Raw genomic sequence first — 14,850 nt, 5'->3', positions numbered from 1 at the left:
GGAAAGGAGCCAGAAACAGAACTCTGGCTCCCCTTCAGTCAATTCAGCAGCGAGACTCTTACTGGTAATTGACCATGACTTCGCTCCTCACCACCCGTAATCCTGGTGGCAGTGTCCCGCTGCCGGCAAAACCAAATACCATATGCAGGGTTTCACCGGCGTTGAGATGTGCCAGCCCGCGCGTGGTGCCGCTGGCACCCTCAAGCGTGGTGCAGCGCTGCTCGCCGCAAAGCCGGACTTCCAGGCCCGATGGCGCAGGCCTGCTTAGCTCATAACGCCAGTTGATGATGCTGACCTCCCCGCCGACATCGGCGGGTGGCGTCAGCGGCTGCGCCCGTTGCCAGCTACCGCGATTCGCCAGCAGCGGTCCGTTGGCCGTGGCGCTCCAGGCACCACCGGCCGCCTGAGCCAGCAGCGGCAGCATGAAAAGCACCATCAGCAGACCGCGCATTATTTGCCTCCGATGGTGGCAGTCATACGGATCTGGCGATTGTCGCTCAGCTCCAGATTTGAGAGCACCACCAGCTGTGGCAGATTGCGGCGCAGGAATCGCGCCAGCAGCGCACGCAGCGGATGGTTCACCAGCAGCACCGGAGGTGCACCCAGCATCTCCTGACGCTGCAATGCCGCCTGTGCCTGACTTAACAGCCGATCGGCCAGTCCCGGCTCCAGGCCGCCACCGCCCTGCAATGCCTGTAACAGCAGACGCTCCAGCGTAGAATCAAGGCCGATCACCTGCACCTCATCATTGCCCGGGAACCACTGCTGCGTAATCGCACGGCCCAGCGCCACACGCACGACGCTGGTCAGCTCCTGCGGATCGCTCTGTACCGGCGCATGTTCAGCCAGCGTTTCAATGATGGTGCGCATATCGCGAATCGAGACCCGTTCTACCAGCAGGTTCTGCAATACCTTATGCAGTGTGGTCAGTGAAATCACCCCCGGCACCAGATCTTCGGTCAGCTTAGGCATCTCCTGCGTCACGCGATCCAGCAACTGCTGCGCTTCCTGACGGCCAAACAGCTCGCTGGCGAACTGACCAATCAGATGATTGAGGTGTGTTGCCACTACGGTACTGGCTTCTACCACGGTAAAGCCCTGAATCTGCGCCTGCTCTTTCAGCGCGCTGTCGATCCAGACCGCCGCCAGGCCAAAGGCCGGATCGACAGTTGCTTCACCCGGCAGACTGCCGGCAGCCGTGCCCGGGTTAATCGCCATCCAGCGGCCAGGATAGGCATCACCACTGCCAATCTCCACCCCTTTCATCAGGATGCGATAGCGTGCAGGTGGCAACTCCATGTTGTCACGGATATGAACCACCGGCGGGAGGAAACCGACATCCTGCGCAACTTTCTTACGGATACTGCGGATACGGCCCAGCAGCTCGCCGTTTTGCTGATGATCGACCATCGGAATCAGGCGATAGCCCACTTCCATGCCCAGCGTATCTTCAAGCTGTACATCGGTCCAGGAAGCTTCGGTGGCGGCTGGCGTGTCCGCCGCCGCTTTGTTGCTGATGCTGCCAGCAACGTCCACCTTCTTCTTCGGCTGCGTTTCGCGTCCGCGCAGCCACCAGGCCAGACCCAGCAAGGCGGCGGTGAACAGCAGGAAGACGAAGTTAGGCATGCCTGGCACCAGACCCAGCAGGCCAATCACCCCAGCGCTGAGCATCAGCACGCGGGGATCCTTAAACAGCTGGGTAACCATCTGCTCGCCGACATCCTGATCGGTAGCAACGCGCGTCACGATAACACCGGCTGCGGTAGAGATAACCAGCGCCGGGATCTGGGCCACCAGACCATCACCGATGGTCAGCAGCGTATAGGTCTCTGCGGCGTGCCCGACATCCATACCGTGCTGCACCACACCCACCAGCAGGCCGCCGATGACGTTGATCACCATGATCATAATACCGGCGACGGCATCACCACGAACGAACTTACTGGCACCGTCCATCGAACCGTAGAAGTCGGCTTCCTGGGTCACTTCAGCACGGCGGCGTTTAGCTTCATCTTCACCGATCAGACCGGCGTTGAGATCGGCATCGATCGCCATCTGCTTACCGGGCATCCCGTCCAGTACAAAGCGCGCGCCCACTTCGGCGATACGACCTGCACCCTTGGTGATAACCATGAAGTTGATGATGACCAGGATGATAAACACCACGATACCGATAGCGAAGTTACCGCCCACCAGGAAGTGACCGAAGGCTTCAACGACCTGTCCTGCCGCAGCGGCACCGGTGTGCCCCTCCATCAGGATGATACGGGTTGAAGCCACGTTCAGTGCCAGACGCAGCAAAGTTGAGAACAGCAGAATGGTCGGGAACGCCGCAAACTCCAGGGTCCGCTGGGTGAACATCGACACCAGCAGGATCATGATCGACAGCGCAATGTTAAAGGTGAACAGCAGATCAAGGATGAACGGCGGTAATGGCAGAACCATCATCGACAGGATCATCAGGATCAGCACCGGACCAGCCAGCACCTGCCACTGCATATCTTTAAAGTTGCCCGGTAAATGTAGTTTTGCGGCCAGGTTATTAGCCATCGTTTTTGCTCTCTCCTGCAAAGTCCATCTCTGCCGGAACCGGCAGGTTTTTTGGTTTGGCTGGGATCAGGCCGCCTTCGCGCTTCCAGCGACGCGACTGCCAGACCCACGCCAGTACTTCGGCCACGGCAGCATAGAGCGCGCCGGGGATGTGCTGACCAATTTCGGTATGTCGGTATAGCGCACGCGCCAGCGGCGGTGCTTCCAGAACCGGGATGCGGTGTTCGGCAGCCAGTTCACGAATTCTCAGGGCGATCTCGCCCGCGCCTTTGGCCACAACCTTCGGCGCGCTCATCTTCTTCTCGTTGTACTGCAATGCCACCGAGTAGTGCGTCGGGTTGGTGACGATGACATCGGCTTTTGGCACATCGGCCATCATTCTGCGTCGCGCGGCGGCGCGCATCTGCTGCCGGATGCGGCCTTTAACGTGCGGGTCACCTTCCTGCTGCTTATGCTCGTCGCGGATCTCCTGCATCGACATCTTCAGCTTTTTAAAGTGGCTGTAGAGCTGCCAGAAAACGTCATATCCCACCATCGGGATCAGCCCGAGCATGACCAGTGAACAGCAGACCGCAATCATCTCCATGCCGTGAATCAGCGCGGTGACAGGCGCCTCACTGATCAGCCGCAGCATCTCCGGCCAGTGGCTCCAGATGTACCACCAGCCTACTGCGCCGACCAGAATGGTTTTGAGAATGCCTTTAAACAGTTCAGTCCAGGCCTGCGCGGCGAACATCCGCTTGAACCCCGCCATCGGGCTCATCTTCTTCAGGTCAAACTTGATCGATTTACCGCTGAAAACAAGTCCGCCCAGCAGCATGGGCGCGGCAATCGCCACCAGCACCAGACCGCCCATCAGCGGCAGCAACGCCATCAGTGCCTGGGTGATCAGGCTGCCGATGTGGCTGACGATAATTTTGTCATCCCTGACCATGCCGTGGTCAAAACGGAGTCCGGTGGCAACCATCGCTGCCAGCCGGTGGGCCATCATGTTGCCGCCCATCCACAGGATCATGATGCCGGCCAGCAGCATCAGCAGTGACGTCAGTTCGCGCGAACGCGGAATCTGGCCCTCTTCACGCGCTTTCTCAAGTCGGTGGGCCGTGGGCGATTCTGTTTTGTCTTCGTCGCTATCTTCAGCCACGACAAACCTCGGTTGGCAGGAATTCTGAGCATAGGATGCCAAATATGGCTTAAGTTAAAGCGGAGATAAGATGAGGAAAACAGGCGTTCTTTCGGGGATGGGTCTGACAATGCGGAACGGGGCCACCCGAAGGTGACCCTGTTTATTGACGCCGGGAGCCGTTTTGTCCGCCCGCAGGCGGACGACGCTTAGAATCCTAAGCTGTCCAGCAGATCATCAACCTGATCCTGGTTCGCCACCACGCCCGGTGCATCGGCGTGGATCTGCGGACCGTTCAGCAGGCTGGTGCCTTCCTGACGCTTCTCAGCGCTGACTTCTGGCATGTTCTCCAGCAGCACCATTAACAGCTGGCGCTCAATTTCCTGAATCACATCCATCATGCGTTTGATCACCTGACCGGTCAGGTCCTGGAAATCCTGCGCCATCATGATTTCAAGCAGCTGCTTGTTGGTAAAGGCGGTGTGCTCAGGTACAGCGGTGAGGAATTCGCGCGTATCCGTCACCAACTCCCGCGCATCACCCAGCTCAATCGGGTTCTCAAACCACGCATCCCAACGCCCTTTCAGCTGAGTTGCCCCGGCTTCCATCTTATCCTGATGGGGTTGTGCTGCTTCAACACAGTTCAGCGCACGGTCGGCGGCCTGCGCCGTCATCTGCACCACATAATCAAGACGATCGCGGGCATCAGGAATGGCTTCAGCTGCATCGGCAATGGCTTTATCCAGCCCCAGCTCCCGCAGACTGTCGCGCAGCATACGCGTCAGTGAGCCAATACGTGAAATGATGTCGTGTGCCGCGGCATCCTCAGTTGGTTTCGGAAAGTCGCTCATCACATCTCCTTACATGCCCAGTTTTTCGAAAATTTTGCCCAGCTTCTCTTCCAGGGTAGCCGCAGTGAATGGCTTCACGACATATCCGCTGGCTCCCGCCTGGGCGGCGGCGATGATGTTCTCTTTCTTGGCTTCCGCGGTCACCATCAGCACCGGCAGCGAACTCATCGCCGCGTCGGCACGAATAGTCTGCAACAGCTGCAAGCCATCCATGTTTGGCATATTCCAGTCGGAAATCACGAAGTCGAAGCCACCCGCTTTCAGTTTGCCGAGGGCATCTACACCATCTTCCGCTTCTTCTACGTTATTAAAGCCCAGCTCTTTCAGCAGGTTGCGCACAATACGACGCATCGTATTGAAGTCGTCTACTACCAAAAAGCGCATGTTTTTATCAGCCATATCTACTCCTGAGTTGTCTCGCCCGGCGGGACGGGCCTGTTAAATACGCAATGCCTGTCCGGCGCTAATTTTCGCCAGCATATGCTGGCTGATGTTGCTTAAATCCACGACTTCGCTCACGCCGCCTGTGGCAATAGCCTCACGCGGCATGCCAAATACCACACAGCTGGCTTCGTTCTGGGCAATAGTCCAGGCACCTGCCCGATGCATTTCCAGCATCCCGGCGGCACCGTCGTTGCCCATGCCGGTAAGGATGACCCCCACCGCATTTCGTCCGGCGTTAATCGCCACCGATTTAAACAGCACATCCACAGAGGGTTTGTGCCGGTTAACCGGGGGGCCTTCATTCAGTTTCACCACATAGTTGGCACCACTTCGGGCCAGCTCCATGTGCATCGCGCCTGGCGCGATATAAGCGTGCCCTGGCAAAATACGCTCACCGTCTTCGGCCTCTTTCACCGTGATCTGACACAGCTTGTTCAGACGTTCGGCAAAAGAGCGGGTAAAGCCTGGTGGCATATGCTGAGTAATCAGCAACGCCGGGCTGGTCGCCGGTAACGGCTGCAGCACATGGCGAATCGCCTCGGTGCCGCCGGTAGAGGAGCCAATCGCAATCAGCTTCTCGCTACTCAGCAGTGGCCCCGCTTTCAGCGTCGCCGGCACCGGCATCGCTGCACGGTTGTGCAGTCGGGCCCGGGCCGCCGCGCGGATTTTGTCGCCAATCATCTGGCTATAGGCCAGCATGCCTTCGCGGATGCCAAGCTGGGGTTTGGTGACGAAATCCACCGCCCCCAGCTCCAGCGCCCGCAGAGTAATTTCGGAGCCTTTCCCGGTCAGCGATGAAACCATCACCACCGGCATTGGCCGTAACCGCATCAGTTTTTCCAGGAAATCGAGGCCATCCATGCGCGGCATTTCCACATCCAGCGTCAGCACCTGCGGATTGAACTGCTTAATCAAATCGCGGGCGACCAGCGGATCGGGCGCCGTAGCGACCATCTCCATATCCGGATGGCTGTTGATGATCTCGGTCATCAACTGCCGCATCAGCGCAGAGTCATCTACGCACATCACGGTGATTTTGCTCATCATCTTTCCTTCGTCAGTCCATAGACGGTTTGTCCGCGCAGCCAGAACTCTTTACTGATCTGACTGAAGTTTTCTGAGTGCCCGGCGAACAAGATGCCGCCCGGCTTCAGCAACGGGACAAACCGACGCAGAATCTTCTCCTGCGTCTCTTTATCGAAATAGATCATCACATTGCGACAGAAAATAGCGTCGAACTGACCCGGCAGCGCCCAGTCGTTGGCCAGCAGGTTAAGCTGTGCATAGGTGACGAGGTTGGTCAGCTCGGGACGCGCCCGCACCATTCCGGCGTGTGGACCGGTGCCGCGCAGGAAGAAACGCTGCATTTGCGCCGGTGACAGCGTGCGCAGCTCCTCCTGGCGATAAACGCCTGACACCGCTTTTTCCAGCACCTGCGTGTCGATATCGCTGGCATGGACCTGGAATTTACCTGGCCCGGTACCCAGCGTTTCGGCCAGCGTCATGGCGATGGAATACGGCTCTTCACCGGTTGACGCCGCGGTACTCCAGACGCTGAAGTTGCCCTGTCGCTTACGTGCATGCTCCGCCAGAATCGGGAAGTGATGCGCTTCGCGGAAGAACGCGGTCAGGTTTGTGGTCAGAGCGTTGATAAACGCCTGCCACTCGGCACTGTTCGGATCGGACTCCAGCAGCGCCAGGTAACGACCGAAATCATCGATATTCAGCGTGCGCAGGCGACGAACCAGACGGTTATAAACCATCTCACGCTTGTGATCGGCCAGTACGATACCGGCACGCTGATAGATCAGCTGGCTGATACGGCGAAAATGCGTATCGGAGAGCGGTAAACGCTGCACCATCTGCGACAGCAGCGTTGTCGTCTCATTTTGATCTAAAATCGTTGATTTTTTCATCTCTGCACCTGGCCCGAACTGAATACATTAACTGTCTGCTGCGATGCCCGGCGGCTCAATGGCGGCCGGGCCACGGGCGATTAAAAGGTTTCCCAGTTGTCGTCGCTGCGTACCGCAGACGAACGACCAACGGCTAACGGTGCGTCTGACTGGCGCGTTTTTGTCGCCGTTGTCTTGTTAACGGCCTGCGCGACAAATTCTTTACCAATATTGAACACTGATACCGCTTGTTTTAAGTGACTTGCCTGATCTTCGAGCGCTGCAGCCGCTGCCGCTGACTCTTCAACCAGTGAGGCGTTCTGCTGCGTGACGCGATCCATCTCGGTCACGGCAAGGCCCACCTGGTCAATGCCACGGCTCTGTTCGTCTGACGCAGAGGCGATCTCGCCCATGATGTCGGTGACGCGTGTGACCGCGCTGACGATGTTGCTCATGGTGTCACCGGCGCTCTCTACCAGCACCGAGCCGGTATTAACGCGGCTAACGGAATCTTCAATCAGACCCTTGATCTCTTTGGCGGCCTGGGCGCTGCGCTGTGCCAGGCTGCGTACTTCACCCGCCACAACGGCAAAACCACGGCCCTGCTCACCGGCGCGTGCGGCTTCAACCGCCGCGTTCAGTGCCAGGATGTTGGTCTGGAAGGCAATGCCGTCAATCACACTGGTGATATCAGCAATCTTCTTGGAGCTGCCCGCAATCTCTTTCATGGTGGTGACCACGCCATCCACCACTTTGCCGCCCTGCTGCGCGGTTTCCGAGGCGGTCAGCGCCAGCTTCGACGCCTGACGGGCGTTTTCGGCATTTTGCTTCACGGTCGCGGTGAGCTGCTCCATGCTGGCAGCGGTCTGCTCCAGCGAGGCGGCCTGCTGTTCGGTGCGCGAAGAGAGATCGTTATTGCCGATGGAGATTTCGCTGGCACCGGTATAGATGGCCTCTGAGCCGTCACGCACGGTGCGGACGGTGCGTGCCAGCTCCTGCTGCATATGCTGTAGTGACGTCAGTAACTCACCAATTTCGTTGCGCACGGTAATCTCAACCGGCTGGGTCAGATCCCCCCGCGCGATGTGCTGGATATGCTCAATACTCTGACGCAGAGGACGGATCAGCACCGAGCGCATCACGTTCCACACCAGGATAATCATCAGCAACGTCACGGCCAGCGTGGCGATGACGATAGTGATGGAGCGGCTGTAGGCCTGCTGGTTTGCTTCCACGCCCTGCTGTGACAGTGCTTTGTTGTTCTCAAGCCAGGCGCTGTAATCTTTCTGGAACTTGTCCTGAAAACTCTGTGTTGGCTGATCCACAAACCCTTTGAAGTTGCCGGTAGTGAAGAACACCATCAGCTCTGCCAGCGCATCGTGATAGGCCTTATAGTTCGCCTGTAATGCCACGACGTTTTCAGCCGTTTTGCCCTGTTCTGACAGGTTATCGTTGAAAATCTGATAGTTGACTTCAGCCTGTTTCAGCTCCTCGCCCGCCAGTGCGACCAGCTCTTTTACGCTGGCGCCCGATCCCGCCATCTGCGCATCCTGCAGAAAACGGATACCGGCGCGGTTAAGGGTGTTGCGCGCCTGAACCAGCGAAACCCATGAGGTGCCCATCGCCTGTTGCAACGTATTCAGACGCTGGTTGTAGGCAAAATTCTCTTTATCTGAACTGACAGTTTTGAAAAACATTCCGCCTGAAAACAGCTGCAGCAGCGCAAACAGCGCCAGCACACACAGCAGGCCGGAAACAACGCGTACTCGACTAAACATAAACACCTCATTGGTTGGCGATTCGTGTTTATTTATCGGCGGCGTCGGGGGGAACTTTATGCGTGGCAATGGCTTTAAACCACCGCCACGCTGAAAGGCAGAACATCAGGCGCGGGAAATTTTGAAAACCGAGACGGCCTGGGTGAGGACGCTGGCCTGCTGCTCCAGTGCGGCAGCGGCAGCGGCAGACTCCTCCACCAGCGAGGCGTTCTGCTGGGTCACGCGATCCATTTCGGTGACGGCCAGACCGACCTGCTCAATACCGCGGCTCTGCTCGTCTGATGCAGAGGCAATCTCGCCCATAATGTCGGTCACGCGGGTCACGGCACCCACAATCTCATTCATGGTGCTGCCGGCGCTTTCAACCTGCAGTGAACCGCTGTTGACGCGCGACACCGAGTCCTCAATCAGGCCTTTGATCTCTTTGGCGGCCTGAGCACTGCGCTGTGCCAGGCTGCGCACTTCACCGGCCACTACCGCAAAACCGCGACCCTGTTCACCGGCACGCGCCGCTTCAACTGCGGCATTCAGCGCCAGGATGTTGGTCTGGAAGGCGATACCGTCGATCACGCTGATGATGTCTGCGATCTTCTTCGAGCTGCCCGCAATCTCTTTCATGGTCGTCACCACGCCATTCACCACTTTGCCGCCCTGCTGCGCGGTTTCAGAGGCGGTCAGCGCCAGCTGCGAGGCCTGACGGGCGTTGTCAGCATTCTGTTTTACCGTGGCGGTGAGCTGCTCCATGCTGGCTGCAGTCTGCTCCAGCGAAGCCGCCTGCTCTTCGGTGCGGGCTGACAGGTCGTTATTACCGGCGGCGATTTCGCTGGCACCGGTAAAGATGGCGTCTGAGCCGTCACGCACATTACCGACCGTCATCACCAGCGATTGCTGCATCTCATGGATACCGGCAGCCAGCTGGCTCATCTCATTGCGTCCTTCAACCACCATCGGCTGGGTCAAATCGCCGGAGGCGATAGCGCGAATCTGCGCCAGCAGCTGTTGCAGCGGCTGAATCAGAACCTGACGCAAACCAAACCAGCAGGCCAGGATCACCACGATTACCGCGACGCCAATGGTGCCCAGCAGCCACATCATCTGAGTAAAGGCTTTATGGTTCTGTGCCATGCCCTGATCGGAAAGCGCGGTCTGACGTGCACGCCACTCACCGTAGCTGCTCTGCATCGCGACCTGTTTCTGTTCAATATTCTGTTTAAACATCCCTTCCAGATCGCGGGCCTGCAGGCTGGCAACCATGCCTTTCAGCCCTTTTTCATATTGCGCGTAATCCGCTTCAAGTTTGTCACGCAGCGCAACTTCAAGACCCGGCGTGGCGGGCAGATCGTAATAAATTTTAAAGTGACGGTCGGCCTCTGCCAGCTGGGCGTTGGATTTGTTCATCAGATCGTCGAGCTGACCGCCATTCATTTGCGATGCCATGCTGGTCTGTAAGCGCAGCATGGCGCGGTTCAGCGTGGTACGGCTGTTGTTCAGGGCGATATAGGCATCTGTCATCGAAGTGACGTTGCGATTAGAAATCTGCGACAGCGCAAACGCTTCTTTATCATTATTCAGCGCCGACCAGAAAAGGCTGCCAGAAATCAACTGAAGCGCGCCAAAGATAACCAGTACGGCGATTAAACTGGTGACCACTTTTATTTTTTTTAACATCTCGTTCTCCTGCAGGTTGATTAAGGTGCAGCGGCTATATCGGCGGGTTCTGGCGATTAATTAACGCTTTTCGGCGCTTTCAGGTGAGAGCGGGCTTTTGTAATTATTTTTATCAAAAGAGAGTGCGGAGTTTGCCGCCAGGCGGGAGGATAGTGGAAAGGGCTGCGCATCCAGCAGGATGCGCAGCGTCAGATCAGAAGGTTTCCCAGTTTGTATCACTGATTGAGGCCGTCAGGGCTTTGCGTGGTGCCGGCGCCACCATAACGGGCGACGCAATTGGCAGATGCTTTGTCAGCGTCTGCCCGGCTTCACGTTTGATTTGAAAGACCGAGACTGACTGGCTTAACCGGCTGGCCTGATCTTCCAGCGAGGCGGCGGCTGCCGCGGACTCTTCCACCAGCGAGGCGTTCTGCTGAGTGACGCGATCCATCTCGGTGACGGCCTGCCCGACCTGGTCGATACCGCGACTCTGCTCATCCGACGCTGAGGCGATTTCGCCCATGATGTCAGTCACGCGTGTGACCGCACTGACGATATCGCTCATGGTTTCCCCGGCGGTGCTGACCAGCTGCGAACCTACGCTGACCCGGTTCACCGAGTCGTCAATCAGCCCTTTAATCTCTTTGGCGGCCTGAGCGCTGCGCTGTGCCAGATTACGCACCTCGCCCGCCACTACCGCAAAACCGCGACCCTGTTCACCGGCACGCGCCGCTTCAACGGCGGCGTTAAGCGCCAGAATATTGGTCTGGAACGCGATGCCATCAATCACGCTGGTGATATCGGCAATCTTCTTCGAACTGCCGGCGATTTCGCTCATGGTTTTCACCACGCCAGCCACCACATTACCGCCTTTCTCTGCGGTTTCAGACGCGCTGAGTGCCAGCTGTGACGCCTGGCGGGCGTTCTCGGCGTTCTGTTTCACGGTGGCGGTGAGCTGCTCCATACTGGCCGCCGTCTGCTCCAGTGACGCCGCCTGCTGTTCTGTGCGGGCGGAAAGGTCATTGTTTCCGGCAGAGATTTCACTGGCACCGGTGAAGATCGCATCCGATCCTTCACGGACACGGGTCACGGTGCGGACCAGCGACTGCTGCATTTCATGCAGGCTGGCGGCGAGCTGCGTCATCTCGTTACGCCCTTCCACCGCGATCGGCTGGGTTAAATCACCCCGGGCGATATGCTGAATGTGATTAATGCTGCCATTCAGCGGCATTATCACGGTTTTGCGCAGTCCAGACCAGCAAAGCACAATCACCGCGACCACGGCAGCCATGATAGCGGAGAGGATCCATATCATTCGGGTATAGGCACTACTGTTCTCTGTCACGCCCAGTGTGGTCAGGCGATTCTGGTCAGCACGCCACTCACGGTACAGTGTGAGAAACGCACTCTGACTCGGTGCAACGGGAGCTTTAGCGGCGGCAATTGCATCATTTGCCGCCAGGGCCTTCTGCAACTGATTAAGTGCATCGGCATAGGTGCTGAAGCGCTGATCAAGCTGATCGTTCAGTTCCGCATTCTGTCCTGGGGTGTCCGGGAGCGCCCTGAACGCCTTAAAATAGCCTTCCGCTGCCTGCTGGAAACCTTTGCTCTCTTCAAACAGACCGGCGATGTCCGCCGTTTTATTCTCCAGTTTGCTGGTCGCCACACGCAGCTGAATGCGGGTCAGCAGCACACGGCTCTGGTTGAGACTCATATAGGCGTCATTGAGCGCCTCCGTGTTTTGCATCGCCAGCTGCGACACGGCGAAGCTCTGCTTGTCGTGGCTTAATGCGAAGTAGAAAATTGAACCGGATAAGGCCTGTAACAGCCCGAACACCAGCAACACCAGCAACAGGCTGGTGACCACACGGATTTTCGTTAACATGATTAACCCTGGATAATGTAAGTGATTTAAAAAGTGACAGTGAGATTATCGGCAGGTGACAGAAGGAAATTAGGGGGAGATACGCTTTTAACTATATGAATCAGAAGGAAACTATTACATAGTGTAACAATCACGAGCCAGCCAGAGCCAGCCCGTGATAAAGCCATTACGCGGTACGCAGGTTATCCACCAGTGCCATCTCGTCGCTACTCAGCAGCTTTTCAATGTCGACCAGAATCAGCATGCGATCGCCCAGCGCACCCAGACCGGTCAGGTACTCGGTAGACATGGTTACTGCGAACTCTGGTGAAGGGCGAATCTGATCCTGGGTCAGTGACAGCACGTCAGAAACGCCATCGACCACAATACCGACCACGCGATTTTCCAGATTCAGCACGATGACCACGGTGTTGTCATTGTACTCAACGTCAGGCTGCGCAAACTTTACGCGCAGATCGATAATCGGCACGATTACGCCGCGCAGGTTCGTGACGCCGCGGATGAATTCAGGAGTATTCGCAATACGCGTTACCTGATCGTAACCGCGAATTTCCTGAACTTTGAGGATATCGATGCCATACTCTTCGTCGCCCAGCGTGAAGACCAGAAACTCCTGACCTTCAGTTTCGCCAGCGATTTTTGTCACGGTTGCCATTCCATTCATGTTATTTACCCTTTCGTTATCTGTCAGGCGGCAGCGCCGGCCACACGTTTTTCACGGTTAAGTGACTGCAGTGCTGATACATCAACAATCAGCGCTACGCTACCATCGCCAAGAATGGTCGCGGCAGAGATGCCCGGCACTTTGCGATAGTTACTTTCCAGGTTCTTCACCACCACCTGATGCTGACCAATCAGCTGATCAACCAGCAGCGCGTAACGTTTGCCCGCGCTCTGCAGGATAACCACGATGCCCTGCGTGGGCTCGGTTTTGGCACCCTGCACATCAAAGACGTTCCACAACTCGACCAGTGGCAGATATTCACCACGCACTTCCAGCACGCACTCGCCACCCGCCAGCGGTTTCAGCTCTTCGGCACGCGGTTGCAGTGATTCCATTACCGCATTCAGCGGCAGAATAAAGACCTCATCAGCCACGCGAACGGACATGCCATCAAGAATGGCCAGCGTCAGCGGCAGCAGGATACGGATGGTGGTGCCTTTGCCCTGCTTCGAGGCGATTTCAACGTGACCACCCATCTCCTGAATATTTCGTTTCACCACGTCCATTCCGACGCCGCGTCCTGAAACATCCGTCACCTGCTCCGCGGTAGAGAAGCCCGGTGCGAAGATCAGCATACCGACCTCTTCATCGCTCATGTTCTCGTGAACCGGCAGGCCCGATGACAGAGCTTTAGCCAGAATACGCTCACGGTTCAGACCGGCACCATCATCTGACACTTCGATACAGATGTTGCCGCCCTGGTGTTCCGCAGAAAGCGTCAGGTTACCGGTTGCCACTTTACCGGCCACCAGACGTTTCTCTGGCGTTTCGATACCGTGGTCAAGACTGTTACGCACCAGGTGCGTTAACGGGTCGATAATGCGTTCGATCAGGCTCTTATCAAGTTCGGTTGAACTGCCCAGCAGGGTCAGTTCGACCTCTTTGCCGAGTTTGCTTGCCAGGTCACGCACCAGACGCGGGAAGCGGCTAAAGACATATTCCATTGGCATCATACGAATCGACATCACCGATTCCTGCAGGTCGCGGGCGTTACGCTCCAGCTGACCCATGCTGTTCAGCAGGTCGCCGTGCGCCACCGGGTCGAGTTCACCGGAACGCTGGGCGAGCATCGACTGGGTAATCACCAGTTCACCGACAAGGTTGATCAGTTGATCGACCTTCTCTACCGCAACACGGATGCTGGTCGATTCGCTCGACTTGGCCGGTGCCGCGACGCGCTTACTTTCACGCTTCACCGCTGCCATGGGCAGTTCGGTAACGCTGGCGGTGTGAACCTCTTCTGCCACCGGTGCGGGGGCGGCGGCAACAGCAGCAACCGGTGCGGCAACGGCTTCGTCAGCGGCCGGGAAGCGGATCTGCGCTTCGTCAATTACGAAGCAGAGCACCGCCACGATGTCATCTTTACCGACGCCATCAATACAGACGTCCAGCGTGGTGCTGCCCTTCTGCACATTGGTCAGGGTACCCAGATTGCTCATCTCTTCCAGCATCAGGTCGACTTCTTTCTCTTTGAGGTCGATCAGCTGTACACGCAGACCGCTGGTGCTGGCCGGTTCCGCGCTGGGAGTGGTTACCGTAGCCGGAACATCAACCGGCAGACCTTTGGCCTCGAGCGCCAGCTGGCGCAGCGCTTCACAGATATATTTGAAGCTCTCCGCGTTAGGCTCCTGCGCGGTTTTATAAGCATCGAGCTGTTCCTGCATAATATCTTTGGTTTCCAAAAACAGGTTGATGATGTCGGTGCTGAGCTGCATCTCGCCGCGACGAGCACCATCCAGAATGTTTTCCAGGATATGAGTCGTTTCCTGTAATACCGTAAAACCAAAGGTTCCGGCCCCACCCTTAATGGAGTGAGCGGCACGGAAGATGGCGTTAAGCTGTTCCGAATCTGGCTCCTGCGGGTCAAGGCCCAACAGGTGTTGTTCCATATCCGCTAACAGCTCATCGGCTTCATCAAAAAACGTCTGGTAAAAATCGCTGATGTCCATACTC

Annotated in this window: 12 protein-coding genes; all 12 read right to left on the bottom strand. The window is 57.2% G+C overall.

Annotated features, from left to right (window positions below):
• Positions 1–58: 58 nt before the first annotated feature.
• Entirely contained in the window at positions 59–451 is a 393-nt protein-coding gene (gene flhE / locus QSK07_RS03400) for a flagellar protein FlhE (RefSeq protein WP_285720443.1), read from the bottom strand.
• A complete protein-coding gene (gene flhA, locus QSK07_RS03395) occupies positions 451–2,550 on the bottom strand; it encodes a flagellar biosynthesis protein FlhA (protein ID WP_285720442.1) in 2,100 nt (699 codons plus the stop codon). The genes flhE and flhA overlap by 1 nt, the downstream gene beginning before the upstream one ends.
• Positions 2,543–3,694, bottom strand: coding sequence for a flagellar biosynthesis protein FlhB (gene flhB / locus QSK07_RS03390; RefSeq protein ID WP_098050259.1), 1,152 nt, complete (start codon positions 3,692–3,694; stop codon positions 2,543–2,545). The genes flhA and flhB overlap by 8 nt, the downstream gene beginning before the upstream one ends.
• 188 nt (positions 3,695–3,882) lie before the next feature.
• Positions 3,883–4,524: a protein phosphatase CheZ gene (gene cheZ / locus QSK07_RS03385; protein WP_013358224.1), complete on the bottom strand. Its 642-nt coding sequence runs from the start codon at positions 4,522–4,524 to the stop codon at positions 3,883–3,885.
• A 9-nt stretch (positions 4,525–4,533) separates the two neighbouring features.
• Positions 4,534–4,923: a chemotaxis response regulator CheY gene (cheY, locus tag QSK07_RS03380; RefSeq protein ID WP_010258559.1), complete on the bottom strand. Its 390-nt coding sequence runs from the start codon at positions 4,921–4,923 to the stop codon at positions 4,534–4,536.
• 39 nt (positions 4,924–4,962) lie between these two features.
• A complete protein-coding gene (locus QSK07_RS03375; protein ID WP_013358225.1) occupies positions 4,963–6,012 on the bottom strand; it encodes a protein-glutamate methylesterase/protein-glutamine glutaminase in 1,050 nt (349 codons plus the stop codon).
• A complete protein-coding gene (cheR, locus tag QSK07_RS03370; protein WP_013358226.1) occupies positions 6,012–6,884 on the bottom strand; it encodes a protein-glutamate O-methyltransferase CheR in 873 nt (290 codons plus the stop codon). The genes QSK07_RS03375 and cheR overlap by 1 nt, the downstream gene beginning before the upstream one ends.
• Positions 6,885–6,964: 80 nt before the next feature.
• Complete coding sequence (locus QSK07_RS03365) at positions 6,965–8,641, bottom strand: methyl-accepting chemotaxis protein (RefSeq protein WP_275222506.1); 1,677 nt, start codon at positions 8,639–8,641, stop codon at positions 6,965–6,967.
• A gap of 105 nt (positions 8,642–8,746) precedes the next feature.
• Positions 8,747–10,309: a methyl-accepting chemotaxis protein gene (locus tag QSK07_RS03360; RefSeq protein WP_285720441.1), complete on the bottom strand. Its 1,563-nt coding sequence runs from the start codon at positions 10,307–10,309 to the stop codon at positions 8,747–8,749.
• 193 nt (positions 10,310–10,502) lie between these two features.
• Positions 10,503–12,173: a methyl-accepting chemotaxis protein gene (locus QSK07_RS03355; protein WP_285720440.1), complete on the bottom strand. Its 1,671-nt coding sequence runs from the start codon at positions 12,171–12,173 to the stop codon at positions 10,503–10,505.
• A 166-nt stretch (positions 12,174–12,339) separates the two neighbouring features.
• Positions 12,340–12,837 carry a chemotaxis protein CheW gene (gene cheW, locus QSK07_RS03350; protein WP_098050255.1) on the bottom strand — a complete coding sequence of 166 codons (498 nt, stop codon included), beginning with the start codon at positions 12,835–12,837 and terminating at the stop codon, positions 12,340–12,342.
• 23 nt (positions 12,838–12,860) lie between these two features.
• A complete protein-coding gene (gene cheA, locus QSK07_RS03345) occupies positions 12,861–14,846 on the bottom strand; it encodes a chemotaxis protein CheA (protein WP_285720604.1) in 1,986 nt (661 codons plus the stop codon).
• Positions 14,847–14,850 lie beyond the last annotated feature (4 nt).

It is taken from the genome of Pantoea sp. QMID4 (assembly GCF_030270445.1).
Taxonomy (GTDB): Bacteria; Pseudomonadota; Gammaproteobacteria; order Enterobacterales; family Enterobacteriaceae; genus Pantoea; species Pantoea vagans.
The sequence above is the reverse complement of the archived record's forward strand: the minus strand, read 5'-3'. Positions and strand labels throughout refer to the sequence as shown.